Raw genomic sequence first — 23,855 nt, 5'->3', positions numbered from 1 at the left:
CCACGCTTGCCCCCCCCCCGCCTCAGCCAGCCGACCGTTGCTGGCAAAAATCCTCACGGGTCATTGCAAAGAAGCGGCAGGGCAAGCCTTCGAAATCGGCATTGTGGGTGAAGCGAAAACCGACCTTGCGCGCCACCGCCAACGACGCCTCATTGTCGACATGGGCATCGGCGACTATGCGCTGCACCGCCGGGTCGGCAAACGCATGCTCGACGATCCGCCGCGCGGCCTCGCTGGCAAAACCCCGCCCCCAGGCCCGCCGCACCAGGCGCCAGCCCATTTCCAGCTCGGGCCCCACAGCATCGAAGGGAATGAAGGAAACCCAGCCCAGCAACTCATCCGGCGCGTCCTTGGCGAAGATCGCCCAATACCCGCAGCGCGGGCCGAAATCCTGGGTCATGCGCCCCTGTAAAAAGTCCCTGTGCCACTGCCCGCCATCCCAGGTCCCGGGGATGAAGCGCGTGACTTCGGGATCCTGATCCATACCCAGGCACGCCTGGAAGTGCTCAAGGGTACGGGGGCGCAGCAACAGGCGGGCGGTTTCGAAATGCAGGTTCATCCGTGAGCTTCCTGAAAGGGGGCGCTCATGAAACCGCAACGCCGGAAAAAAAAGAACCCTCCGGTTCAGCAACAGGCCACGGCCCCTTGGTAGCGGTCCTGAGGAGGGGCCGGCTATCGCGCATACAACGACGCATACACTTTTCGACATGATTGTTCAGATAGTTCTGATTGAATGACATAAATTCGCATATGAGAATCGCTTCCAAATAAAACGGAGGCTTTATCTGAAATGTCCAGTCCTGCCCGCCCACACCCATGGAAGTTGTGGTCCACATCCCTCGGTTTGATGGCCCTTAGCGAAGCCAGCCTCGGCGCCACCGAGCAATCCACCGAACGCCCATCCGACACGGCATCCGTCACCCTCGGCACCACCCACGTCAAGGGCGAACACAAGCCGGGATACAAGCGCGAAACATCGGATTCGGTGAAGTTCACCGCACCGCTGCGCGAAACCCCGAAGTCGGTGACCATCATCACCGAATCCCTGATGCAGGAGCGTGCGGTGTCGACCCTGGCCGATGCCCTGCGCACCACGCCGGGAATCACCTTCGGCGCGGGCGAAGGCGGCACGCCGCTGGGCGACCGGCCCTTCATCCGTGGTTTCGAAGCCAGCACCGACATCATGATCGACGGCATTCGCGATGTCGGGCGCATGACCCACGAAGCCTTCAACGTCGAGCAGATCGAGATCGTCAAGGGCCCGGGCTCGGCCTACGCGGGGCGCGGTTCCACCGGCGGCACCATCAACCTGGTCAGCAAAGTGCCGCAGCAGGAAACCTTCGCCGCCGGCAGCCTGACCCTGGGCACCGATCAACTGCGCCGCACCACCGTCGACCTCAACCAGTACTTGCCCGAACAGAACATGGCGCTGCGCCTGAACGCCATGAAGCATGAAGCCGATACCCCCGGGCGCGACGATGTGGAAGTCACCCGCTGGGGCCTGGCGCCGAGCTTTTCCTTCGGCCTGAACACCGATACCCGCGGCACCCTCAGCTACTACCACATGCAGAGCGACGACATTCCCGACCAGGGTGTTCCGGTATCGGCCATCAGCGGCAAGCCGGTCAAGGTTGACCGGGACAATTTCTACGGCTTCAGCAAACGCGACTTCCGCAAGACCTCGGCCGACCTGTTCACCCTGCAACTGGAGCACGACTTCAATGACCAGCTGACCCTGCGCAACACCACACGCCAGGGGCGCAGCATGCAGGACTACATCATGAGCCGGCCGATTGCGACACCGGCCCAGGAGCGCAACAACCTCGCACAACGCACCGCTCGCCCACGTAACGTGGTCAATACCTCGCTGATCAACCAGACCGATATTTTCGGCAAGTTCGACACCGGCTCCATCGGCCACAGCTACAGCGCCGGCCTGGAATTCTCCCGGGAACGGATCGACGAGAAAAACCGCTATGGCAGCGCGGGCAGCGCCGACCTCGGTGACCTGAACAACCCCAACCCCAAGGATCCCTTCACCCCGGTGCCACGCGGCGATGGCCAGCATCGCGTTACCAAGCACAACAACCGCGCCCTGTACGTGATGGACACCCTGGCCCTGCATGAACAATGGGACCTGAACCTGGGGGCGCGCTTCGACAACTACCACGTGCGAGATGGTGTGCAGAGCAACCGCAGCAACCTCTGGACCTACCAGAGCGGCATCGTCTTCAAGCCGCTGCCGTACGGCAGCATCTACCTGTCCTACGGCACCTCGTTCAACCCATCAGGGGAAACCGCTGGGCAATCCGGGGGGGCCGACGGCGCCGCGGGCGGGCGGTTGAGCAACCTGGATCCGGAAAAGAGCCGCAGCATCGAGCTGGGCACCAAGTGGGACCTGCTGAACGAACGCCTGTCCCTGACCGCGGCCCTGTTCAAGACCGAGAAGACCAACGCCCGGACCTACGACCCGATCAGCAACGAGGTCACGCTGGACGGCGACGTCGAGGTGAAGGGGTTTGAAGTGGGAGCCACCGGCCATCTCACCGAGCAGTGGGAAGTGATGGCGGGCTACACCTACCTGGATGCCAAGACGGTCAAGTATGCGTCCGGAAAAAACACCAACTTCGATGGCAACCAGGCCAAGTTCATCGCCCCCAACAGCGGCTCGGTCTGGACCACCTACGCCCTCACCGACCGCTGGAAGGTCGGCGGCGGCGCCAACTATGTGGACAAGCGCTATACCAACGATGAAAACACCCGCAGCCTCGATTCCTACTGGCGCTACGACGCCATGCTCGCCTACCGGGTGAACAAGAACCTGGACCTGCAACTCAACGTGCTCAACCTCACCGACGAGACTTACTACGACGCCTCCCACGTGGGGATGTTCGCCACCGTCGCGCCGGGGCGCTCCGCCGAGCTGGCGGCCAACGTACGCTTCTGATGCCGTAAAGCCGGCTCCTGCACTCATCCGCAGGAGCCGTCTGCCGGTGAACAGGCCTCAGAGCAACCCGCGAATATCCTCCAGCAGCCCTCGGGCAATCTGCACTCCGTGCTCCAGGCTGCGGGCCCGGGCCGCAAAACGCCGCTGTGACGGCAGCCGTGCGCCCTGCCGGGCAATCGCCGCGAACAACCCTTCCGCCCGTTCCAGCCCCTGCTCATAGCCCTCCCCCAAAAACACCCTGGGATCGAACGCCAGCACCAGTTCCCCATGGCAGGGCGTAGCCCCCACGCCTCCATCGAAGGCCATGGACTCGGCACTGGTCAGGTCGCCGATCAGGGCACCGGCCAGCAACTCGATCATCGCCGCCAGGGCCGAACCCTTGTGCCCGCCGAACGTCTGCATGGCGCCCTGCAACGCCGCCTTCGCATCAGTGGTGGGCTGGCCATCGGCGTCGATGGCCCAGTGCTCGGGAATCGGCTTGCCCTGGCGTGCATGCAGTTCGATATCCCCCCGGGCAATGGCACTGGTGGCGAAGTCAAAGACAAAAGGCTGGCCCCCCGGGCGCGGCCAGGCAAAGGCCAGGGGGTTGGTGCCGAACACCGGATGACGCCCGCCCGCCGGGGCCACCCAGCTATGGCTGGGGTTCATCGCCATCCCCACCAGGCCGTAGTCGGCAATCGCCTCGACCTCCGGCCACAGCGCGGAAAAGTGGAAGCAGTGCTTGATCACCATGGCGGCGATCCCCTGGCTGCGGGCCTTTTCCGCAAGGATCGGCAAACCGGTATGAAAACCCAGCAGGGAGTAGCCGTAATGGGCATCCACCTCCAGCACCCCGGGAGAAACATGCCGCAGGCTGGGTTCGGCCCGGGGGTCTATCCGGCCCTCGCGCACCGAACGTACGCAGCCCAGCAGACGATACACCCCATGGGAGTGGCACTCGTCACGCTGGCCCTGGGTGATGACTTCGGCGATCGCCCGGGCATGGGCGTCGGACAGGCCGTGGCGAGTGAGGACCTGATAGGACAGGGCACAGACTTCATCCAGTGACAGGGTGATGTATTCAGACATGCAGGAACCTCTATGGCAGGTGGGGAACGCTCCTGTGGGAGAGTTTGCGGATAGGTAAGGCAAGAAGGATGAGCAGGCGCGCCGGCACTCCCGAGGAGAGCAGGCGCGCCTCGGGTCAGCCCGGGCCCTGGCCGTCGAGCAGCTGCGGCACCTGCAATGGATTGGCGCTGTGCAGTTCAGCCGGCAACAGCGACTCGGGCAGGTCCTGGTAGGACACCGGGCGCAGGAAGCGCTGGATCGCCAGGCTGCCCACGGAAGTGCTGCGGCTGTCGGAAGTGGCCGGGAACGGCCCGCCATGGACCATGGCATGGGCCACTTCGACACCGGTGCCGAAACCGTTGGCCAGCAGGCGCCCGGCCTTGCTCTCCAGCAGCGGCAGCAGCGCCCGCACCTGCGGCTGATCGCCCTCGCCCAGGTGAATGGCAATGGTCAGCTGGCCCTCCAGGCTGCGCAGTACCTGTTGCAGGACAGTCAAGTCGGCGCAGCGGACAATCAGCGAGGCCGGGCCAAAGATCTCCCCGCGCAACTCGGGGCACGCCATGAACGTCGCGGCCGAGGTGGCGAACAATGCCCCGCGCGCCTGCTGGCCCTGCCCTTCCGGGCCCTGGGCCAGGAGCTGCACCCGGGCATGCGCCGCGAGGCTGGCCACGCCTTGGCAGTAGCTGCGGTAAATGCCCGGCGTGAGCATGGTCTGCGCCGCCACGTGGCCGAGGGCCTCGGCGGCGGCCCGCTCAAAACGCTGCAACGCCGGCCCATCGACGGCCAGGATCAACCCCGGGTTGGTGCAGAACTGCCCGGCGCCCTGGGTCAGCGAGGCGACAAACGCCGGGGCGATCTGCTCGCCGCGCTCCTCAAGGGCATGGGGCAACAGCAGCACCGGATTGATCGAACTCATTTCCGCATACACCGGGATCGGCTCGGCGCGCGCCGCGGCGATCTGCATCAGGGCCATCCCGCCGCTGCGCGAGCCGGTGAAACCCACGGCCTTGATCCGCGAGTCCGCCACCAGCCCCTGGCCGATATCCCGGCCACTGTCGAACAACAGTGAAAACACCCCTTCGGGCATTCCCTGCTGCCGTGCCGCCCGGGCGATGGCCTGGGCCACCAGTTCCGAGGTGCCGGGGTGGGCCGAGTGCGCCTTGACGATCACCGGGCAGCCCGCCGCCAGGGCCGATGCGGTATCGCCGCCGGCCACGGAAAAGGCCAAAGGAAAGTTCGACGCACCGAACACCGCCACCGGCCCCAGACCCATCTGCCGCAAGCGCAGGTCGACCCTGGGCAAAGGCTGGCGCCCGGGCTGCGCCGGGTCGATCCGCACCCCGAGAAACCCGCCCTTGCGCACCACCGCGGCAAACAGCCGCAACTGGCCAACAGTGCGCCCGCGCTCGCCTTCCAGGCGGGCACGGGGCAGGCCGGTTTCCAGCAGGCAACGCTCGATCAGTTCATCCCCCAGCTCAAGAATCTGGCTGGCGATACTCTCCAGAAACGCCGCCCGCCGCTCCAGCGGCAACAGCCGATAAGGCTCGAACGCCGCCTGGGCCAGGGCACAGGCACGCTCCAGGTCGGCCGGTGCGGCCCCGCCAAAAGCCGGTTGCAGCACCTCGCCGGTGGCCGCGTTCAGCCCATGGATATGCCCGTGGGTGCCTAAGCCGGCTTGCTGGCCGATCAGCATCTGTCCAGTAACAGTCATGGTTTGCCTCGTCTGCTTGAAAGTGGGCACCCTCATTCCACCTCATCGCCGTCCAGCACCAGCTTGGCGCCGGGCACGCCGGTGTTGGCGCCCCAGTAGTAGATACACAGGGCCATGAGGGTGACGGTCAGGGTGTCGAAGGGGTGAGCCAGGGCGCCGATGCCGCCGAAGCTGCCCAGGTAGGAAATGACGATGGTCAGGGCATAGAACGCGATCAGCCACAGGGACGAACGCACCTGTTCGCCAAGGCTCAAGTGATCGGTGGGCACCAGGCGCTTGCACAACAGGTAGATCACGAACATCAGGATCTGCAGCCCCAGCAGCCAGGACACCGTGCCCCAGCCCGACCAGTAGACGATCAGCGCCGCGATCACGAAGGACACCGGCCCCAGCAGGGCAAAACCACGCACGCGGAACGGCCGCGCCAACTCCGGCGCGCTCTTGCGCAAGGCCGCGACACTGATGGGCGCCACTGCATAGCTCAGTACCAGGGCTGCCGAGACCACATTGATCAGGGCTTCCCAGGAAGGGAACGGCAAGGTCCAGAACACCGACAGGCCGAAGGTCAGCCACAGCGCCGGACGCGGAATGCCGGACTCTTCGTCGATGCGGGTGAAGATCTTGAAAAAGGTCCCGGTACGGGCCCAGCCGTAGACCACCCGCGGCGTGGCGTTCATGTAGATGTTGCCGCAGCCGCTGGGGGAGATCACCGCGTCGGCCACCACCAGGTAGGCCAGCCAGCCGACCCCGAGCGTCAGGGCGATATCGCGGTACGGCAGAGAGAACTCCTTGCTGATGCCGCTCCAGCCGTTGGCCAGCATTTCCGTGGGAATGCTGCCCAGGAAGGCCAGTTGCAGCAGGCCGTAGATCAGGGTCGAGAGCAGCACCGAAAGGATCAGGGCAATGGGAATGGTGCGCTGCGGATTGCGCACTTCGCTGGCCACGGAAATGATCGGGGTCAGCCCCAGGTAGGCAAAGATGATGCCCCCCGCCGAGACCGCCATCTCGATCCCCGAGAGACCGAACGGCGCAAAGCCCTGGACATGGAAGTTATCGGGCTTGAAGAAGGTGAACAGCACCCCGATCACCAGCAGCGGCACGATGAACTTGAACAGGCTGATGAAGTTGTTGGATTTGGCGAAGGTCTTGACGCTGTAGTAGTTGAGCCAGAAGAACAGGCACAACAGGGCGAACTGCACCAGCCAGCCAATGATCGTCGGGTTGCTCGAGCCCTCGTGGGTCAGCGCCGGGAACCAGGCCGCGGCGTACTGCCGGGCCGCCACCACTTCAATCGCCACCAGGCTGGAAAAGGCGATCAGGGTGATGAACCCCATCAGGTAGCCCAGCAGCGGCCCGTGGGAAAACACCGGATAGCGCACTACCCCGCCGGCCCGGGGCAGGGCTGCCCCCAGCTCGCAGTAGACGATGCCCAGCAGCAGTACGGCAAAGCCGCCCAGCAGCCAGGAAAAGATCCCCGCCGGCCCGGCAATCGCCGAAACGTGGCTGGCAGCGAACAGCCAGCCGGAACCGAAAATCGCACCCAGACCGATAAAGGTCAGGTCCACCAGAGAGAGTTGTTTCTTGAATTTGCCTTTGCCTGACATGGGGCTGCGCCTGTTTTGGATTATTGGAATGGGCAGATGGAATGTCACGTCGGCGGGGCCGTCCGACGCTTGCAGCACTGCACCCGGGCTGTGCCTTGTGGCTGCCCGGAGCTGTTGTTTGGAAGCGGGCGCCCTTCACCCTGGGCGCCCGTGAACGCCTTACAAGCCGACGTTGGGCAGGCTCGGGCGCGTGGCCAGGGCCTTGGCGACAATCGCCTTGACCTCGGCCAGGGTCTCGCCTTGCAGTGGCAAGCGCGGCGGCCGGGTAATGGACGAACCACGCCCTACCAGTTCCTCGCAGAGCTTGATGCACTGCACCAGGTCCGGACGGGCATCCAGGTGCAGCAGCGGCATGAACCAGCGGTACAGGGCCAGGGCTTCCTCGAAGCGCTTTTCCTTGGCCAGGCGGAACAGCGTCTCGCCCTCCTTGGGGAAGGCCACGGACATCCCGGAGACCCAGCCCTCGGCGCCCACCGCAACGCTTTCCACCACCACGTCATCGAGCCCGGCGAACAGCACGAAGCGGTCGCCGACGGCATTGCGCAGGTCGATGAAGCGCCGGGTATCGCCGGAGGAATCCTTGAAGCAGACGATGTTCTCACAGTCCTGCAGGGCGATCAGTACGTCGGGGGTGACGTCGTTCTTGTAGATGGGCGGGTTGTTGTAGACCATCACCGGCAGGTCGGTGCCGGTGGCCACGGCGCGAAAATGCGCGGCGGTCTCATGGGGCTTGGCCGAGTACACCAGGGCGGGCATCACCATCACCCCGTCGGCCCCGGCCCTGGCGGCCTCGCGCACGGTGTTGCGGGCAAACTCGGTGGTGAATTCGGCCACCCCGGCAATCACCGGCACCCGGCCGCCGGCGGCGTCCTTGGCCACTTCGATCACCGCGAGTTTTTCCGCGGTGGTCAACGAGGTGTTCTCCCCCACGGTGCCGCACACCACCAGCCCCGAGACGCCATCGTCCACCAGGCTGCGCATGACCTTGTGGGTGGCTTGCAGGTTCAGGGAAAAATCGGCGTTGAACTGAGTGGTCACTGCGGGGAACACACCGCTCCACTGGATGGCTTTACGGCTCATGGTCTTGTCCTTGTATGAGGTCGGCCGGGCCGACAGGCGTTGGATACGAAATCCAGAGTCGCCTTTTATCCCCGTCGCAGCTTGAGACTTTTCACCCCCGAAGGAGACGAAATCGGCACACTTGCCCGGCGCTCGCGGCTCACCGGCGCGTTCCTCGCACACCGCCTCTACAGCCGAACGGACTGTGCCGATTTCGTCATCCACGACAGCGAAAACCCACAAGCGGCAGCGCCCCTGCCAAGGCCACTCTGTAGCTCTTTGCCCTCAGGTGCCCTCATGAAAAAAATAACCGTGATCGACTCCCACACCGGGGGTGAACCCACCCGCCTGGTCATCGACGGCTTTCCCGACCTGGGCCGCGGCTCCATGGCCGAACGCTTGCAGATCCTGGAGCGCGAGCACGACCAGTGGCGCCGGGCCTGCGTCCTCGAACCCAGGGGCAGCGACGTGCTGGTGGGGGCCCTGCTGTGCCAGCCGCAGGCCCGCGACGCCTGTGCCGGAGTGATCTTCTTCAACAACAGCGGCTACCTGGGCATGTGCGGCCACGGCACCATTGGCCTGGTGCGCTCGCTGTATCACCTGGGGCGCATCGACCAGGGCGTGCACCGTATCGAAACCCCGGTGGGCACCGTCGAGGCCACCCTGCACGAGGACCTGTCGGTGAGCGTGCGCAACGTCCCCGCCTACCGCTACCGCACCCAGGTGATGCTGCAACTGCCCGGCCACGGCAAGGTGCACGGCGACATCGCCTGGGGCGGCAACTGGTTCTTCCTGATCAGCAACCACGGCCAGCGCATTGCCCTGGACAATGTCGAAGCCCTGACCCACTACACCTGGGACGTGCGCCAGGCCCTCGAAGCCGCCGGCATCACCGGCGCCGAGGGCGGGGTCATCGACCACATCGAACTGTTCGCCGACGACCCGCAAGCCGACAGCCGCAACTTCGTGCTCTGCCCCGGCAAGGCCTACGACCGTTCGCCCTGCGGCACCGGCACCAGCGCCAAACTGGCGTGCCTGGCGGCGGACGGCAAGCTCGCCCCGGGCCAGGCCTGGCGCCAGGCCAGTGTCATCGGCAGCCAGTTCAGCGCCCACTATGAGAAGGCCGGCGAGCAACTGATTCCGATCCTTCGCGGCAGTGCCCACATCAGCGCCGAAGCCACTCTGCTGCTGGATGACAGCGATCCGTTCGCCTGGGGCATCGGCTCGTGACGCCGGTGGCCGAGGCCGAGGTGATAGTGGTGGGCGCTGGCATCATCGGTGCCGCCTGCGCCCATGAGCTGGCCCGGCGCGGCCTGCGGGTGCAGGTGCTCGACGATGGTCGTGGCGGTGCCACCGGGGCCGGCATGGGCCATCTGGTGGTGATGGACGACAACCCGGCGGAACTGGCCTTGAGTCACTACTCCCTCGGCCTCTGGCGGCAGCTGCGCGAACGCCTGCCCGAGGCCTGCGCCTACCGGAACTGCGGCACCTTGTGGTTGGCCGCCGACCACCACGAGAGGGACCTGGCGCGGACCAAGCAGCAGGCCCTGGCCGACCACGGCATCAGCGGCGAGCTGCTGGACAGCACCCGGCTGGCGAGCCTGGAACCGATGTTGCGCAAAGGCCTGGCCGGTGCGCTGAAGATCCCCGGCGACGCGATCCTCTACGCCCCGGCCACTGCCCACTGGCTGCTCGGCAACGCTTCGCTGATCAGGCGCCAGGCAGCCCGGGTGCGCAGCGTCGCCGGGGACCAGGTGGAGCTCGCCGACGGTCGCGTGCTGAGGGCACAACGGGTGCTGCTGGCCAACGGCTTTGCTGCCCGGGAACTGTTGCCGGCCCTGCCCCTGCGCCCGAAGAAGGGCCATCTGCTGATCAGCGACCGCTACCCGCAACAGGTCGGCCACCAACTGGTGGAGCTGGGTTACACCGCCAGCGCCCACGCCAGCCACGGCACCTCGGTGGCGTTCAATGTCCAGCCGCGGCCCACCGGCCAGTTGCTGATCGGTTCGTCCAGACAGTTCGACACCCTCGATCCGGCCATCGACCCCAGCGTACTGGCGCCCATGCTGCGGCGCGCCGTGGACTACCTGCCGGCGCTCGCCGAGCTCAACGGCATCCGCGCCTGGACCGGCTTTCGCGCCGCCACGCCGGATGGCCTGCCGATCCTCGGCGAACACCCGCGGCAACCGGGCCTGTGGCTGGCGGTCGGGCATGAAGGCCTGGGAGTCACCACCGCCCCCGGCAGCGCGCGACTGCTGGTGGACCTGATGCTGGGCGAATGCCCGGCGCTCGACCCGCGCCCCTATCTGCCCGGGCGCTTCGCCGCCCTGACTGGAGACTTGCCATGATCATCTACCTGGACCAGCAGGCCCTGCAGGTGGCCGACGGCCTCAGCGTGGCCGCCGCCGTGGCCGGCAGCGCCGACCCGCGCACCCGCACCTCCTGCGGTGGCCAGCCGCGGACCGTGTTCTGCGGCATGGGCATCTGCCAGGAATGCCGGATGACCATCGATGGCCGCCGCCAGCTGGCCTGCCAGACCCTGTGCCGGGACGGCATGCAGGTGGAGCGCAGCCAATGACCGCCCGCCACCTGCAGTGCCAGATCCTCATCGTCGGCAGCGGCCCGGCGGGGCTGGCCGCCGCCCAGGCCGCCAGCCACAGCGCCAGCTCGATCCTGATCGTCGATGACAACCCGCGCCCCGGCGGCCAGATCTGGCGCCACGGCCCCCAGCATCCGCCCAGCGCCGCCCAGGCCGAGCACTTCAAGGTGCTGCAGCACCCGGCGGTGCGCTACCTCAGTGCCACCCGCATCATCTCGACCCTGGGCACCCACAGCCTGTTGCTCGAAGATGCCCGGCAGGCCTGGCACGTGGAATTCGAACAACTGATCCTGTGCTGTGGCGCCCAGGAACTGCTGCTGCCCTTCCCCGGCTGGACCCTGCCCGGGGTGACCGGGGCCGGCGGCCTGCAAGCGCTGCTCAAGAACGGCCTGGCGGTGGCAGGAAAGACCCTGGTGATCGCCGGCAGCGGTCCCTTGCTGCTGGCCAGCGCCGCCACCGCGCGCCGCGCCGGCGGCCGGGTGGTGCGGGTGCTGGAACAGGCCCCGGCGGCCTCGCTGCTGGGCTTTGCCGCCCAGTTGTGGCGCTGGCCGAACAAGCTGGCCCAGGCCCTGAGCCTGGCCACCCCGAGCTATCGCTGCAACGCCCACGTGGTCGAGGCGCTGGGCGAGCAGCACCTGCAGGCCGTGCGCATCCGCCAGGGCCGGCGCACCCTGGAAATCCCCTGCGACTACCTGGCCTGCGGCTTCGGCCTGGTACCCAATGTGCGCCTGGCCAACCACCTGGGCTGCCGCCTGGAACAGGGCGCCATCGCGGTCGATCAGCAACAGCGCAGCAGCCTGCCCCAGGTCCTGGCCGCCGGCGAGTGCACGGGCATCGGTGGCAGCGAACTGGCGCTGATCGAAGGCCGGATCGCCGGCTGTGTGGCCAGCGGGCAGGCAGACCAGGCCGCCGAACTGATCCAGCAGCGCCGTCACTGGCAGCATTTTGCCGAGCGCCTGCTGCGGCATTTCGAGCTGCAACCGCAGGTCCTGCAACTGGCCCGAGCTGATACTCTGCTGTGCCGGTGCGAGGATGTGCCCTACGCCGCCGTGGCCGCAGCCCCCGACTGGGCCCAGGCCAAGCTGCAGAGCCGCTGCGGCATGGGCGCCTGCCAGGGCCGGGTCTGTGCCAGCGCGGCCCACCGCCTGTTCGGCTGGGCGCCCACCCCGCCACGGGCACCCCTGGTGCCGGCGCGAATCGCCACGCTGCTGCTCGACAGCCAGCAGGCACGCCCCGGCGCCGACAATGCAACCGGCGGCCCGTGAACCCCTTGGCTTTATCGACCCAGATCCATCCCCCAAGCCCCCATAGAGAGAGGCAGACGATGATCGATGGCGCACAGCTGCACCACTTGCCCCGGGCCATCGCCGCCCATGCACCCCGGGACCTCAATGGCCTGCTGGCCAATATGGCGCCGATCACCCCGCTGCTGGACTGCATCCCCAGCGCGGTGTTCTTCATCAAGGACCTGCAGGCCCGCTACCGAGTGGCGAACCTGACCCTGGCCCAGCGCTGCGGTTTCAAGAATGTGCGGCCCCTGCTGGGCAAGACCTCCGCCGAAGTCTTCCCGGCGGTGCTCGGCCCGGTCTACACCGAGCAGGACCAGCGCGTGCTGCGTCAGGGCATCACCATCAAGGGCCAGCTGGAACTGCATCTGTATGGCAGCCGCGAGCCCGGCTGGTGCCTGACCCACAAACTGCCGCTGTACGGGCGTGACAGGCAGATCATCGGCATGGCCGGGATCTCCCTGGACCTGCAGGCCGCCCATGACACCCATCCGGCCTATGAACGCCTGGCAGCGGTGGACCGGCATATCCGCGAGCACTACAGCGAGGCCATCCGCCTGGACGACCTGACCCGCATCGCCAGCCTGTCCACTGCCCAGCTGGAGCGCTACTGCAAGCGCATCTTCCACCTCACGCCACGGCAGATGATCCACAAGGTCCGCCTGGAACACGCTTCGCAGTTGCTGCTCACCGAAGAACCCATCACCGAGGTGGCGCTGCAATGCGGCTACACCGACCACAGCGCCTTCAGCCGCCAGTTCAAGGCCCTGACCGGGCTCAGCCCGAGCCAGTTCCGGCAGAACGCTGCCCGCTAGGGCGGGCTCATTCCTGGCAGAAGGTGCGGTAGTCGAACAGCGGTTCGAAGCCGGCCTTGCGGTAGATCGACAGGCCATCGAGGGAGGCTTCCAGCACGCAGGTCCTGGCGCCCCTGGCCCGGGCGAACGCCAGCACCGCTTGAATCAGCGCCGTGGCATAGCCCTGGCCCTGGCAATCCTGCACGGTGCCGATGTCATCCAGGCGCGCCAGCCCCGGCAGCAGCGAGAGGGTCAGGGCACTCACCGGGCGCTCCTCGACATACAGGGTGAAATGGCTCAGGGCCCGGCCCTCCGACAGCGCCGCCCGATGCCGGGCCAGGTACTGCTCGATCCCCCCCTCGCCGGACTCGAATGCACTCTGCACGGGCTGCGCCCAATCCTCCAGGCGCAGGTCGCTACAGCGCACCTGGGCCTGCGCCGCAAGCGCTTGCCGGGGCTCATGGCGCGTCAGATCGAGCACCATGCAGGTGGTCTTGTCCGCCGCCAGCAGATGCTGCTGGTGCAATTGCCCGCTGACCCGGGGCACCAGCGCCTCGGGCACCACCACACAGAACGGCATGCCCGTGCGCTGCAGGAACGCCACGCCTTCGGCCAACGCCCCCGGCTCGTCGACGGCGCAGACATTCATCATCAACAGGTTCAGGCTGCTGGCTTCGACCCCGGTGCAATAGGCACTCAGGCCACTGCCGAAACGTCGATAGAACTGGGAGATGGAAACGAAGAAATAGTCTTGCGCCTGGTGATACAGGTCGATGACCGAAGCACCGGTACTGGCCGACATAAGCTGCCTCCTTGAGCGTCGTGGCGCCCCATGGGGCACCTGGCCCGGGCCACGTTAAGCCCAGCGCCCCGACAGCTCCAGCACAATCCTGTTTTATTGTGCGAAGGAGTGTTGTGAGGTGTAAGCGGGCAGCCAATTGCTCTGCTCCAGCGGTCAGGAAGCGCCCCTCCTGCCGCCTTCGCCAGTTTCACTGCGAGCCCGGTCACCTAGTCATAAAAACCCACCGTCTTCTTTAGATGTTCCGAATACTCGTAAATCTCGTCGACAGAGTTGATGGGATGGCGAGTCTCAACCTTGTCCTGGTCGAAAATACCGATGTACTTCTGTGATCTATTGAAGTGCAAACGGCAAATCGGCTTGCGATTGTTATCGTCAAGCAGGATGCCGAAATAGCTCTGAGTGTCGCGTTGCACAATACGCTTGGCATCAACCACCGAGCGCACCACCGCTCGTACGATGTGATATCCCTCAAGCTCCTCCAGGGTCGTGAAGATCTTCTCATCTGTGCGCTCCTCCTCATCGACTCCCGCTTCATCGTTGAGGGGGGCCGAATGCTGGGGAATGAGAACCTGATTAGCCCCGCTCATTGCGGACTTCAAACGGTCATTGATCTGATCATTGAGGAACTGACCGATGGCTTTGCGCGTCAGTTCGTAAAACTGATCGCGTACTTTTTGCGTGATCACGCCTTCATAGACTCGCGATGCAAAGACCTTCACAAAGTCATCGTCCGGCTTGCTGACTTGTGAAGCGACTACCTTCTTGATCTGACTGACATACTTCAATTCGCCCGCTGCGCTGAGAATCGACTCGACATCAAACGCCGACTTGGTCAGCTTGATCAGCTCCGGCACCGAGTACTCATCAATGTCCAGCAGATCAAGCTCAAGGAAAGGCTTTTCATCCATCTTATTCGGCGCATCCAGGTCCGTGAAAAACTTATAGACCTGACCATTAGTGAGGATGGATATACGTGCGCTGGTCACGTGAAAGTAACGAAACAACTGGGATGCATGATTGATGTGTAACGGCTCACCGATTTTCTTGCACTCGATAAGCATCTGCACCTCGCCATCCTTGATGATCGCGTAATCAATCTTCTCGCCCTTCTTGGTCCCGACATCGCAGACGAACTCTGGCGTCACCTCCATGGGATCGAAAACGTCATAACCCAGGACCGTACTGATGAAAGGCATGACGAACGCGTTTTTCGTCGCCTCTTCGGTTTGAATGGCCGCGCCTTGTAGACGTACCTTGGCAGCAAGACTGGTGAGTTTTTCAAGAAATTCCATGAGAGACCTCTGACAGTTTCCGATCCGTGTATTAGCGTGATGGCACTTTGAACGCCATTGATACTAGCCACAAACCGGTACAAAGACAGACATCCCCGTCAACTCAAACACAGGTTACTGCCAGGCAGCTGGGTAAAAGATAAAACAGCTCCCATCGGGAGCCCTCATACCTCGGTGAATTAACGAAAAAAGCACTTTCACCAGAGCCCTGCTGTCACAGCTTCAGACACCTCCCCCATAAGGAACACGGTCATGAAGTTCTCGAAGATTTCGCAAACGCTGTCGATGTGGGCCGGCAGCCCGAAAACCTTTCTCGGCGCGCTGTTGCTGATTCTGATCTGGGGGCTCAGCGGGCCGGTGTTTCACTTCAACGACACCTGGCAGTTGATCATCAATACCTCCACCACCATCATCACCTTCCTCATGGTGTTCCTGATCCAGAACACCCAGAACCGCGACAACGACATTCTGCACTTGAAGATCGACGAGCTGCTGCGGGCCACCAAGGCGGCCCACAACGCCATGCTCAACCTGGACGGGCTGGACCTCAAGCAGCTGGAGCAGATGCGCCGCGAATACCGCGAGATCGGCCAGGGCGGCGATTCCGAGCTGTCCGTCAGCACCTCCAGCCAGCAGGACAAGACCGATCTCAATCAGTGCTGAGATCGGCTCGGCGAAGGCAGGCCCCTGCGCCGATCATCCTAGGGCAGAGGGTTGCCGCCGGTGACCCCGAACACTTCGCCGGTGATGTAGCTCGATTCCTGCGACGCCAATAGCACGTACAGGGGAGCGCATTCGGCCGGCTGCCCCGGACGCTTCATGGGGGTTTGCAGGCCGAACTGCGGGATCTTTTCCCGAGGCTGGCCACCACTGGGTTGCAGTACGGTCCAGATCGGCCCCGGCGCCACGGCGTTGACCCGGATCCCCCGCCCGATCACCTGTTTGGCCAGGGCCTTGGTGAAAGCCACGATCGCTGCCTTGGTGGTGGCGTAATCCAGGAGGCTGGCCGAAGGCTGGTAGGACTGGATCGACGCGGTGTTGATCACCGTGGCGCCAGCCGGCATCAGCGGCAAGGCCGCCTGACAGATCCAGAACAAGGCATACACGTTGGTCTTCAAGGTGGCGTCGAACTGAGCGGTGCTGATGTCGGCGATGTCCTCCTGCGCCACCTGCTTGCCCGCCACGTTGACCAGGATGTCCAGCCCACCCAGTTGCTCATGGGCGCGGCGCACCAGGTCGCGGCAGAAACGTTCGTCGCTGATATCGCCGGGAAGCGCAACGGCCTTGCGCCCGGCGGCCTTGATCAGCTCTATCACCTGGCGGGCGTCACGCTCCTCCTCGGGCAGGTAGTTGATGGCAACGTCCGCGCCTTCACGGGCATAGGCAATGGCCGCCGCGCGGCCGATACCCGAATCGCCGCCGGTGATCAGGGCCTTGCGCCCCAGCAACCGGCCAAAACCGTGATAGCTGTGCTCGCCGTGGTCGGGACGGGGAATCATGTCCTGGTCAATGCCCGGCGCCGTTTGCGGCTGGTCGGGAAATTCCGGCTGGGGGTACTGGGTCAGGGGATCCTGCATCGCGTACTGATTGGATACGGGTTGAGTCGACATGGTGCTCTCCAACTAAAGGGCAAGGATGGGGCAACGGCGGGGCTCAACCGTCCAGCCGGTCGGACCGGCGCCCGGCCTGCAGGGCCTTGGCCATCTGCAGGTGGTTTTCCAGCTTGGGCAGGGTCTCTTCGGCAAATGCCTTGAGCTCCGGCACCTCGCTGCTCTGCGCCTGCTGCTGGATCTGCTCGATGGCTTCTTCGGTGGCCTTGACCTGGCTGGCGGCGTAGGCGCGGTCGAAGTCCTCGCCCTCGGCCTCAGGTACGCGGGGCATCAGGCGCTTGGCCTGGTCCATCACCTGTTCCCGGGGGGCGACCGGCAAGTCCAGCTGCTTGGCGATCTTGGCCAGGTGCTGGTTGGCGGTGGTGCGGTCGTTGATCACCTGGATGGTGTATTCCTTGACCGCCTTGGATGAGGTCTGCTGGTGGGCCAGGCGGCTGGCTTCGATATCGGCCATGCCCTTGGCCGAGGCGTCGTCGATGAAATCCGCGGGGGACTGGGCCAGGGCGCTGGTGGCGCCAAGGCCCAGGAGCAGTGCCAGTCCGGCACCGCGCATGACTGTGGCCATGGGGTTCATGAGGTGGCTCTCCGCTTGCAAATTGATCTGCCGGAAGCCATGGCTCCCGTCTGCATAGGGAAAGGTGGGGGGCGCAAAGGTTTAGAAAAACCCTCGCTTGCACGACGAACGGTGAACCCCGGCACGGCCGGGCCAGGGCTTCATCCGGTGCTTGCCGGCTCAGGCGTTGGAGCGGCTTTTCTGTGCCCGCTTGACCGCGTACATGGCTTCGTCGGCGTGCTTGAACAGCTGCTTTTCCTCCAGGCCATGCTCGGGATACAGGCCGATGCCGATGCTCGGCAGGATGTTCAACGAGTGGCCGTCCAGGCGCAGCGGCTCGCCCAGCGTCCGCCGGATCTTCTCCGCTACCCGCTGGGCATCCTCGCTGTGCTGCACGCTCTCCAGCAGGATCACGAACTCGTCGCCGCCGATCCGCGCCACGGTGTCGGTTTCCCGCACGCAGCCCTTGAGCCGGTTGGCCACCGCTTGCAGCAGCATGTCCCCCACCGCGTGCCCGCAGGTGTCGTTGACCTCCTTGAACTTGTCCAGGTCGACATACAGCAGGGCCATGCGCCCCGACTCGCGCCGGGCCCGGGCCAGGGCCGAACGCAGGCGCTCGCGCAGCAGTTCGCGGTTGGGCAGGTGAGTCAATTGATCGTATTCGGCCATGTAGTGCAGGCGTGCATGCAGCTGCTTGCGTTCGATGGCCGCGGCCAGCTGCGCGCTGACGTACTGCAAGAGTTCCTGGTCCTGTTCGCTGTAGCTTTCGGTGCCCGGGGCGCTCTTGACCATCAGCACGCCGATGGTGCCCTTTTGCGAATTCAGCGGCACGCCCAGCCAGCAGCGCGAACCCTGGATAGCCGCGAACTCGCTCCAGAGCACCCGGTTCACCGGGCACTCCGGCGCCAGCAGCAAGGGCTGGCCGCATTGCAGCACCTCGACGCAGAAGCGTTCGATCAAGGTGCCCGGCAGTTCCGGGCTGCCTTCGCAGTCATCGACGTGATAGGGAAAACTCAGGCTGGCGCTGCGCTCGTCGTAGAGCGCCAGGGAACAGTTCAGCGCCGGCAGCCATTCGCCGATGATCCGATGCACATGCCGGAACAGCACCAGCAGGTCTTCGGTGGCATGGGCCGCCTCGGAAATCGCGTACAGCGCCGCCTGCCGGGATTCCGCCTGCTTGCGCTCGGTGATGTCGCGGGCCACGGCGATGCGCAACTGATCCACTTCCGACCAGCGCGCCGACCAGAGAATATGCGCCACCCGCCCGTCCTTGCGCACGTAGCGGTTCTCGAAATTCGGCTTGGGCACCCCGCCCATGATTTCCCGGGCGGCCTGCAAGGTACGTTCACGATCGGCCGGGTGCACCAGCTCGATCATCGGGCGGCCGATCAGCTCGTCGGCGGTGTAGCCGAAGACCCGCTCACAGGCGGCGCTGACGAACACGAAGCGACCCTCGACATCCACGGCGCACACGGCGTCCAGGAGCAGGTCGATGAAACTGGCCAGAGGCGCGGAGTTCTTGGTTGCCATCAGAGAAAGCTACTACCCATGAAAAATGCACTGAGTACCCATCCCTTGAGCCCGGTCGCAGGCCGAAGCCTGCAACTGCACACCGTCGCAACCCGCGCGGCGCGTCACGCCTTGTTGCCGACCAACCCTTGCACTGCGTGCAGCAGGGCATTGATCGCGAAACCGATGAACATCACCCCGCAGACCCGGGTGATCGCCAGCTCGTGGCGCTGGTACCAATTGCGTACCTTACGCGCGCCGACGATGCCGATGAGGATAGCGTATGCGCCAAGGCCGCCAAGGAAACTCAGGGCAATCAGCCCCGGCAGCATCGACCAGGTCAACAGCTCCGCGCGGCTGGAGAGCAGCGCGGTGAAGGTTGCCACCGCCACCGGATAAGCCTTGGGATTGGTCAGGCCGAACAGGATCCCGTGCCAGAACGGGTTGCGCGCCGGGCCCTGGGGTTCGTCGCCATCGCGCGGTTTACTGCGGATGGCCCGCAAGCCGAGCCAGAACAGGTACAGGCCGCTGAGCACGCCAAGGATATTGAACGCATCGCTGCCGATCTCCCGGGCCCCGACAATGGCGATCAGCGCCGTGCTGCACCAGACCACGTCGCCCAGCATGTGCCCGCAGAGAAAACCGGCCCCCGCCTGCCGCCCGCGGGCCGCGCCGATGCCGAACACCGCCAGCACTCCGGGCCCGGGGGTGATCGCATAAATGAAACCCGAGGCGATAACGGCCAGCAACAGCGATGAGGTCATCAGCAAGACTCCAGGACGATGCGCCTGACAAAAACGCCAGGCACAGGGGGAATGTGGCGGATTCTGCACGATCAAGGCACCTTGCCACCAGCCGCTTTCGTCAGCTGCCCCTGTGGAACAGTCTCTCAATCGGCGGAGTAAAAGCGCATTCCCGGGTAAGGATGATCGCGCCAGGCCAGCAATCGCGAGGCCAGATCGCTGACGGCCAGGCTCAGGTGGTTGAGCCCCTTGTGCATGGTTCACGCTCCCGTCAAGGTTTTCGGCAAGGGGTAGCGCTGGCCGTCGTAGTGCAAGGTGACACGGCTGTCCCTGGGCGCCAGGTCGCGGCTCTCGCAACCGGCCGGCCCCTTGAAATGCTCGGTGTCGACGATTCGCGTACGCACCAGCAGGTCGGCATGGCCGTTGCGCTGGCCGTTGCCCAGTTCCAGGGTCCGGTGCAGGGTCCGGCTGCGCCCGACACACTCACCGCCCCGGCCGAGCTCAGCGCGGCGCTCATCCACCACCAGCCCTTCGAGCCTAGGCGGAAGGCCCTTGCCATCACGCACGAACAGGGTCAGCACGGTTTTCTCATGGGGGTGGGTGCTTGAGGCGCGGCGGTAGGTGGCCCGCAGGCCAAAGGCCCGCTCCTCCTCGCTCAACTGGTAACGCCCGGTATCGATCTGCAACCCCTGCAAGGCCAAGCCATCGGAACGCCGGGCCAGGTCCTTGTTGTAGCTGGCCACGGCCCAGCCGCTGTCGTCGAGCAGCAGCGCCACATCCAGGTTGTAGCGAGGTACCTTGGCGTTTTCGGCCCCTTGCACCGGCGTTGCTCGAACCCCGATGTTGATGCCGTCTTCCGCCGGCCAGGGTTTGCAGACGTGGAGTTCTCCCGGGGAATTGGGGCTGTTGTCGCACTCGGCCAGCGCCATCGTCGCCACGCCCAGCAACGCGCACAGCACCAGCCCACGGGTCGATTGTTCAAGCAGGTTCATCAAGCTTCCTTATCAATCGCCGGTATCAGATGCCACTGAAGCCATTGGGCAGGACGTAGCGTTGGCCATCGTAGTGCAGGGTGCTGACCACCGGTTTGGCGGCCACGGAGGTGGACTGGCATTGTTCCCCGACTTTTTTGCTCTGGGTACTGACGCTGACCGAACGCACGATCAGGTCGGCGTAACCGTGGCTGCGGGTCTTGGCGATATCCAGGGTGCGCGTGGTTTTAGTGCCCTCGCCGGCGCACTGGCCATCCCATTCGCCGTTGTAGGAATGGGCCACGAACTTCTCCAGCACCGGGCGCAGGGTACTGCCCTCGCGCACGTAGAGGCTGAGCCAGGTCTGATTGAACGGGTTGACCCTGGATGAACCCTCGAACGCGGCCCGGACCCCGAACGCTCGAACCTGAGGCGTCAGTTGGAAGCGCCCGGTATCGAGCTTCACGCTCTCCAGGCGAAAGGCGTCGGAGACAAAGGCGGCAGGCTGCTCATAGCTGGCCAGGGCCTGTCCGCTGCTGCGGTCCAGCACTGCCAGTTGCAGGTTGTAGGTGCCGTCATCGGTGCCGGTGTCGCTGGGGTCCGGAACCTGCTCGGACAGCAGGCTGATGCTCTGGTCGGCAAAGGCCGGCCAGTCCTTGCACAGGGAAAAGCCCGGGACTTCGGCATTGCGTGGCGGCGGCAGGCACTGGGCGGCGGCGGATGTGGCACCGGCCAGCAGGGCCAGGCTGCCCAGAAGCGGGGCCAGGGAAGAGCAACGGATCATTCACGACTCCTTGTGACAGGCGGATAGAGCGCCATTTCAGGTCGCACTATCCTCCGCGGCGCGGGCGCTTTCAACGCCGGGAGCAGTTGCTCGGGAGTCTGTGGTGCCGGGCGCGCGGATGAACCCTTCGCTGGCTTGCCAGCGAAGGGTCCCGTCCCTCAGAACGCGTTGCGGAAAATCTCCTCGATCTGCCGCTGATCCGCCGGACGCGGGTTGGTCAGGCCGCAGGCATCCTTGAGGGCATTGGCCGCCAATAGCGGAATGTCCTGCAACTTGGCGCCCAACTCGCGCAAACCGGCGGGAATCTCCACATCACGGGCCAGGGTGCGGATCGCCGCGATGGCCGCCTGGGCGCCCTCTTCCGGGCTGAAACCGCGAATGTCCGCTCCCAGCGCGTGGGCCACATCGGTCAGGCGCTGGGCGCATACCGTGGCGTTGAAGCTCTGCACATGGGGCAACAGCACCGCGTTGCACACGCCATGGGGCAGGTCGTAGAAGCCGCCCAGCTGGTGGGCCATGGCGTGCACGAAACCCAGGGACGCATTGTTGAATGCCATGCCGGCGAGGAACTGCGCATAGGCCATGTTCTCCCGTGCCAGCAGATCGTTGCCGTCGTGCACCGCCTGGCGCAGGTTGGCGCTGATCATTTCCACGGCCTTCAGGGCGCAGGCGTCGGTAATGGGGTTGGCCGCGGTGGACACATAGGCTTCCACCGCGTGGGTCAGGGCATCCATGCCGGTGGCGGCGGTCAGGCCCTTGGGCATCGCCACCATCAGTGCCGGATCGTTCACCGACAGCAACGGCGTGACGTTGCGGTCGACGATGGCCATTTTCACGTGGCGCGATTCGTCGGTGATGATGCAGAAACGGGTCATTTCGCTGGCAGTGCCGGCGGTGGTGTTGATGGCGATCAAGGGCAGTTGCGGCTTGGCCGACTGGTCGACGCCTTCGTAATCGCGGATCTGCCCGCCATTGGTGGCACACAGGGCAATGCCCTTGGCGCAGTCATGGGGCGATCCGCCGCCCAGGGAGATGACGAAATCGCACTGTGCCTGCTGCAATTGCGCCAGGCCCTGCTCGACGTTGGCAATGCTGGGGTTGGGCTTGGCACCGTCGAAGATCACCGAATCGATGTCCTGCATGGCCAGCTTCTCGGCCACCATGCTGGCCACGCCAGCCTTGGCCAGGCCCGTGTCAGTGACGATCAGCGCCTTGCGAAATCCATAGTTGCGGATGGCGCTCATGGCCTCGTCGAGACAGCCGATGCCCATGATGTTCACGGCTGGAATGAAAAAGGTGCTGCTCATCAGAAGGTCTCCCGGCGAATGCCGATTTCACGGTGTCGATGCAATGTTTGCCAAACAGGATCGACCGATCGGTCACCGGCGTTGTTGATCTGGCTCAAGGGTCGGTCGTGATAAAGTCGCCAGCCGAAATACCTCCAGCCTTGAGACCGATGACCGCGATGATGGATTTCCAGGAATTTGATGCCGAACTTGAAGACTGGAACGCCCTGGGTGCCAGCACACCGTTCAGTGGCCTGCTGATCGGCAACGGCGCCAGCCGTGCCGTGTGGGAAGACTTTGCCTACGACTCACTGTTCGAAAACGCTCGCACAGTGGAAGAAAAACCCCTCAGCCAGTCCGAGCTCAGCGTATTCGAGGCCCTGCAGACCCGCAGTTTCGAGCAGGTACTGGGCGCCCTGAAAACCACCAGCCGAGTCAACAAGGCCCTGGCAGTCAGCTCGGCGGCGCCGCGCAATCGCTACTACGCCATCAAGGAAGCGCTGATCAACACCGTGCACGCGGTGCACATTCCCTGGCGCCTGGTCCAGGAGCAGAGCCTGGCGGCGATCAACCAGGAACTGCGGCGCTATCCCACGGTGTTCACCAGCAACTATGACCTGCTCAACTACTGGGCCGTGCAACAGGACAGCCAAGGCATCGACGACCTGTTCCACGGTGCCGATCCGGCCTTCGAACTGGGCAGCGCCCCTAGCGCCCCGACCCGCATTCTCTACCTGCATGGCGGCCTGCACCTGGTGCGCAACCTGGACGGCAGCGCGCGCAAGCTGACCTCCACCGAAGGCACCCTGCTGGGCAGCTTCGCCATCAACAACACCCTCAAGACCCTGGACGACGTGCCGCTGTTCGTCAGCGAGGGGCCGCTGGCGGACAAGCTCAAGACCATCCGCAGCTCGGATTACCTGTCGTTCTGCTACCAGCAGTTGCTGGATCACAGCGGCGCGCTGTGCATCTTCGGCCACAACCTGGGGCCCCAGGACAGCCACCTGGTCCAGGCGATCCGCCAGTCGGCGACCCAGACCCTGGCGATCTCCATCTACCCGCGCAGCGCGGCGTTCATCCAGCACCAGAAACGCCACTACGCCAAGCTGTTCGAAGGCCTGGACCTGAGTCTGCGTTTCTTCGACTCCAAGACCCACGCCCTGGGCAACCCGGCCCTGTCGGTGCCCGTGGAGCGCTGAGCACTCCCGCCCTGTAGGAGCTGGCTTGCCAGCGAAGACGTCCGCCAGGGCGATGCATG

The 23,855-nt window shown here is 64.9% G+C and carries 22 protein-coding genes; 8 read left to right on the top strand and 14 right to left on the bottom strand.

All coding sequences use genetic code 11. The annotated features are described in order from the left end of the window. Window positions 1-22 precede the first annotated feature (22 nt). Window positions 23-559: a GNAT family N-acetyltransferase gene (locus tag PFLCHA0_RS07265; protein WP_015634497.1), complete on the bottom strand. Its 537-nt coding sequence runs from the start codon at window positions 557-559 to the stop codon at window positions 23-25. A gap of 231 nt (window positions 560-790) precedes the next feature. Here PFLCHA0_RS07265 and PFLCHA0_RS07260 point away from each other — a divergent pair, with 231 nt between their 5' ends. Continuing rightward, entirely contained in the window at window positions 791-2,947 is a 2,157-nt protein-coding gene (locus PFLCHA0_RS07260) for a TonB-dependent receptor (RefSeq protein WP_015634496.1), read from the top strand. 57 nt (window positions 2,948-3,004) lie between these two features. On the opposite strand, the gene PFLCHA0_RS07255 is transcribed toward PFLCHA0_RS07260, so the two are convergent. The 4 genes from PFLCHA0_RS07255 to PFLCHA0_RS07240 all read right to left on the bottom strand — a co-directional run bounded on the left by PFLCHA0_RS07255 (window position 3,005) and on the right by PFLCHA0_RS07240 (window position 8,389). Next, window positions 3,005-4,015 carry an Ldh family oxidoreductase gene (locus tag PFLCHA0_RS07255; RefSeq protein WP_015634495.1) on the bottom strand — a complete coding sequence of 337 codons (1,011 nt, stop codon included), beginning with the start codon at window positions 4,013-4,015 and terminating at the stop codon, window positions 3,005-3,007. 115 nt (window positions 4,016-4,130) lie between these two features. Further along, complete coding sequence (locus PFLCHA0_RS07250) at window positions 4,131-5,705, bottom strand: aldehyde dehydrogenase (NADP(+)) (RefSeq protein WP_015634494.1); 1,575 nt, start codon at window positions 5,703-5,705, stop codon at window positions 4,131-4,133. Between the two features lie 32 nt (window positions 5,706-5,737). Further along, window positions 5,738-7,309: an APC family permease gene (locus PFLCHA0_RS07245; protein WP_015634493.1), complete on the bottom strand. Its 1,572-nt coding sequence runs from the start codon at window positions 7,307-7,309 to the stop codon at window positions 5,738-5,740. A 159-nt stretch (window positions 7,310-7,468) separates the two neighbouring features. Next, window positions 7,469-8,389: a dihydrodipicolinate synthase family protein gene (locus PFLCHA0_RS07240; protein ID WP_011059755.1), complete on the bottom strand. Its 921-nt coding sequence runs from the start codon at window positions 8,387-8,389 to the stop codon at window positions 7,469-7,471. 276 nt (window positions 8,390-8,665) lie between these two features. Between PFLCHA0_RS07240 and PFLCHA0_RS07235 the strand changes: the two genes are divergently transcribed. Genes PFLCHA0_RS07235 through PFLCHA0_RS07215 form a run of 5 tightly spaced genes read left to right on the top strand, consistent with a single transcriptional unit; the run spans window position 8,666 to window position 13,068 of the window. After that, complete coding sequence (locus PFLCHA0_RS07235; RefSeq protein ID WP_015634491.1) at window positions 8,666-9,598, top strand: 4-hydroxyproline epimerase; 933 nt, start codon at window positions 8,666-8,668, stop codon at window positions 9,596-9,598. After that, window positions 9,595-10,716: an NAD(P)/FAD-dependent oxidoreductase gene (locus PFLCHA0_RS07230; RefSeq protein ID WP_015634490.1), complete on the top strand. Its 1,122-nt coding sequence runs from the start codon at window positions 9,595-9,597 to the stop codon at window positions 10,714-10,716. Before PFLCHA0_RS07235 ends, PFLCHA0_RS07230 begins: the two co-directional genes overlap by 4 nt. Beyond that, on the top strand, window positions 10,713-10,946 hold the full coding sequence (locus tag PFLCHA0_RS07225) for a 2Fe-2S iron-sulfur cluster-binding protein (RefSeq protein ID WP_011059752.1): 234 nt from the start codon (window positions 10,713-10,715) through the stop codon (window positions 10,944-10,946). Before PFLCHA0_RS07230 ends, PFLCHA0_RS07225 begins: the two co-directional genes overlap by 4 nt. Next, window positions 10,943-12,232, top strand: a complete 1,290-nt coding sequence (locus tag PFLCHA0_RS07220) for an NAD(P)/FAD-dependent oxidoreductase (protein ID WP_015634489.1) — start codon at window positions 10,943-10,945, stop codon at window positions 12,230-12,232. The genes PFLCHA0_RS07225 and PFLCHA0_RS07220 overlap by 4 nt, the downstream gene beginning before the upstream one ends. 59 nt (window positions 12,233-12,291) lie before the next feature. Then, window positions 12,292-13,068, top strand: coding sequence for an AraC family transcriptional regulator (locus PFLCHA0_RS07215; RefSeq protein WP_015634488.1), 777 nt, complete (start codon window positions 12,292-12,294; stop codon window positions 13,066-13,068). A 7-nt stretch (window positions 13,069-13,075) separates the two neighbouring features. Here PFLCHA0_RS07215 and PFLCHA0_RS07210 read toward each other — a convergent pair whose 3' ends face one another. Both PFLCHA0_RS07210 and PFLCHA0_RS07205 read right to left on the bottom strand, forming a co-directional pair. After that, a complete protein-coding gene (locus tag PFLCHA0_RS07210) occupies window positions 13,076-13,849 on the bottom strand; it encodes a GNAT family N-acetyltransferase (RefSeq protein ID WP_015634487.1) in 774 nt (257 codons plus the stop codon). A 206-nt stretch (window positions 13,850-14,055) separates the two neighbouring features. Further along, on the bottom strand, window positions 14,056-15,141 hold the full coding sequence (locus tag PFLCHA0_RS07205; protein WP_015634486.1) for a type I restriction endonuclease: 1,086 nt from the start codon (window positions 15,139-15,141) through the stop codon (window positions 14,056-14,058). A 252-nt stretch (window positions 15,142-15,393) separates the two neighbouring features. Between PFLCHA0_RS07205 and PFLCHA0_RS07200 the strand changes: the two genes are divergently transcribed. Then, window positions 15,394-15,804: a low affinity iron permease family protein gene (locus PFLCHA0_RS07200; RefSeq protein WP_015634485.1), complete on the top strand. Its 411-nt coding sequence runs from the start codon at window positions 15,394-15,396 to the stop codon at window positions 15,802-15,804. 38 nt (window positions 15,805-15,842) lie between these two features. On the opposite strand, the gene PFLCHA0_RS07195 is transcribed toward PFLCHA0_RS07200, so the two are convergent. From PFLCHA0_RS07195 to yiaY, 7 genes are all read right to left on the bottom strand, one after another. Continuing rightward, window positions 15,843-16,751: an SDR family oxidoreductase gene (locus tag PFLCHA0_RS07195; RefSeq protein ID WP_011059747.1), complete on the bottom strand. Its 909-nt coding sequence runs from the start codon at window positions 16,749-16,751 to the stop codon at window positions 15,843-15,845. A 43-nt stretch (window positions 16,752-16,794) separates the two neighbouring features. Continuing rightward, window positions 16,795-17,325, bottom strand: coding sequence for a DUF4142 domain-containing protein (locus PFLCHA0_RS07190; protein ID WP_015634484.1), 531 nt, complete (start codon window positions 17,323-17,325; stop codon window positions 16,795-16,797). 159 nt (window positions 17,326-17,484) lie between these two features. Further along, on the bottom strand, window positions 17,485-18,834 hold the full coding sequence (locus tag PFLCHA0_RS07185) for a sensor domain-containing protein (protein ID WP_011059745.1): 1,350 nt from the start codon (window positions 18,832-18,834) through the stop codon (window positions 17,485-17,487). A gap of 104 nt (window positions 18,835-18,938) precedes the next feature. Next, window positions 18,939-19,577, bottom strand: coding sequence for a LysE family translocator (locus PFLCHA0_RS07180; RefSeq protein WP_015634483.1), 639 nt, complete (start codon window positions 19,575-19,577; stop codon window positions 18,939-18,941). A 239-nt stretch (window positions 19,578-19,816) separates the two neighbouring features. Continuing rightward, a complete protein-coding gene (locus PFLCHA0_RS07175; RefSeq protein WP_015634482.1) occupies window positions 19,817-20,548 on the bottom strand; it encodes a PA3715 family protein in 732 nt (243 codons plus the stop codon). Between the two features lie 25 nt (window positions 20,549-20,573). Beyond that, the gene (locus PFLCHA0_RS07170) at window positions 20,574-21,311 is read right to left on the bottom strand and encodes a PA3715 family protein (RefSeq protein WP_015634481.1); all 738 of its coding nucleotides are present in this window, start codon (window positions 21,309-21,311) and stop codon (window positions 20,574-20,576) included. 158 nt (window positions 21,312-21,469) lie between these two features. Further along, complete coding sequence (gene yiaY, locus PFLCHA0_RS07165; protein WP_011059741.1) at window positions 21,470-22,618, bottom strand: L-threonine dehydrogenase; 1,149 nt, start codon at window positions 22,616-22,618, stop codon at window positions 21,470-21,472. A 158-nt stretch (window positions 22,619-22,776) separates the two neighbouring features. Here yiaY and PFLCHA0_RS07160 point away from each other — a divergent pair, with 158 nt between their 5' ends. Then, the gene (locus tag PFLCHA0_RS07160; protein ID WP_041752724.1) at window positions 22,777-23,796 is read left to right on the top strand and encodes a DUF4917 family protein; all 1,020 of its coding nucleotides are present in this window, start codon (window positions 22,777-22,779) and stop codon (window positions 23,794-23,796) included. Window positions 23,797-23,855: the final 59 nt, after the last annotated feature.

Origin of the sequence: Pseudomonas protegens CHA0 (assembly GCF_000397205.1) — a bacterium.
GTDB classification, from domain to species: Bacteria; Pseudomonadota; Gammaproteobacteria; order Pseudomonadales; family Pseudomonadaceae; genus Aquipseudomonas; species Aquipseudomonas protegens.
This window is presented reverse-complemented; position numbering and strand designations above follow the sequence as displayed.

Excerpts from the sequence above, each read along its gene's own strand:
- PFLCHA0_RS07205 (WP_015634486.1), bottom strand. The coding sequence starts at position 15,141 with ATGGAATTTCTTGAAAAACTCACCAGTCTTGCTGCCAAGGTACGTCTA.
- PFLCHA0_RS07245 (WP_015634493.1), bottom strand. The coding sequence starts at position 7,309 with ATGTCAGGCAAAGGCAAATTCAAGAAACAACTCTCTCTGGTGGACCTG.
- PFLCHA0_RS07160 (WP_041752724.1), top strand. The coding sequence starts at position 22,777 with ATGATGGATTTCCAGGAATTTGATGCCGAACTTGAAGACTGGAACGCC.
- PFLCHA0_RS07170 (WP_015634481.1), bottom strand. The coding sequence starts at position 21,311 with ATGATCCGTTGCTCTTCCCTGGCCCCGCTTCTGGGCAGCCTGGCCCTG.
- PFLCHA0_RS07240 (WP_011059755.1), bottom strand. The coding sequence starts at position 8,389 with ATGAGCCGTAAAGCCATCCAGTGGAGCGGTGTGTTCCCCGCAGTGACC.
- PFLCHA0_RS07180 (WP_015634483.1), bottom strand. The coding sequence starts at position 19,577 with ATGACCTCATCGCTGTTGCTGGCCGTTATCGCCTCGGGTTTCATTTAT.
- PFLCHA0_RS07185 (WP_011059745.1), bottom strand. The coding sequence starts at position 18,834 with ATGGCAACCAAGAACTCCGCGCCTCTGGCCAGTTTCATCGACCTGCTC.
- PFLCHA0_RS07210 (WP_015634487.1), bottom strand. The coding sequence starts at position 13,849 with ATGTCGGCCAGTACCGGTGCTTCGGTCATCGACCTGTATCACCAGGCG.
- PFLCHA0_RS07250 (WP_015634494.1), bottom strand. The coding sequence starts at position 5,705 with ATGACTGTTACTGGACAGATGCTGATCGGCCAGCAAGCCGGCTTAGGC.
- PFLCHA0_RS07235 (WP_015634491.1), top strand. The coding sequence starts at position 8,666 with ATGAAAAAAATAACCGTGATCGACTCCCACACCGGGGGTGAACCCACC.
- PFLCHA0_RS07195 (WP_011059747.1), bottom strand. The coding sequence starts at position 16,751 with ATGTCGACTCAACCCGTATCCAATCAGTACGCGATGCAGGATCCCCTG.
- PFLCHA0_RS07220 (WP_015634489.1), top strand. The coding sequence starts at position 10,943 with ATGACCGCCCGCCACCTGCAGTGCCAGATCCTCATCGTCGGCAGCGGC.
- PFLCHA0_RS07175 (WP_015634482.1), bottom strand. The coding sequence starts at position 20,548 with ATGAACCTGCTTGAACAATCGACCCGTGGGCTGGTGCTGTGCGCGTTG.
- PFLCHA0_RS07215 (WP_015634488.1), top strand. The coding sequence starts at position 12,292 with ATGATCGATGGCGCACAGCTGCACCACTTGCCCCGGGCCATCGCCGCC.
- yiaY (WP_011059741.1), bottom strand. The coding sequence starts at position 22,618 with ATGAGCAGCACCTTTTTCATTCCAGCCGTGAACATCATGGGCATCGGC.
- PFLCHA0_RS07225 (WP_011059752.1), top strand. The coding sequence starts at position 10,713 with ATGATCATCTACCTGGACCAGCAGGCCCTGCAGGTGGCCGACGGCCTC.
- PFLCHA0_RS07200 (WP_015634485.1), top strand. The coding sequence starts at position 15,394 with ATGAAGTTCTCGAAGATTTCGCAAACGCTGTCGATGTGGGCCGGCAGC.
- PFLCHA0_RS07190 (WP_015634484.1), bottom strand. The coding sequence starts at position 17,325 with ATGAACCCCATGGCCACAGTCATGCGCGGTGCCGGACTGGCACTGCTC.
- PFLCHA0_RS07255 (WP_015634495.1), bottom strand. The coding sequence starts at position 4,015 with ATGTCTGAATACATCACCCTGTCACTGGATGAAGTCTGTGCCCTGTCC.
- PFLCHA0_RS07265 (WP_015634497.1), bottom strand. The coding sequence starts at position 559 with ATGAACCTGCATTTCGAAACCGCCCGCCTGTTGCTGCGCCCCCGTACC.
- PFLCHA0_RS07260 (WP_015634496.1), top strand. The coding sequence starts at position 791 with ATGTCCAGTCCTGCCCGCCCACACCCATGGAAGTTGTGGTCCACATCC.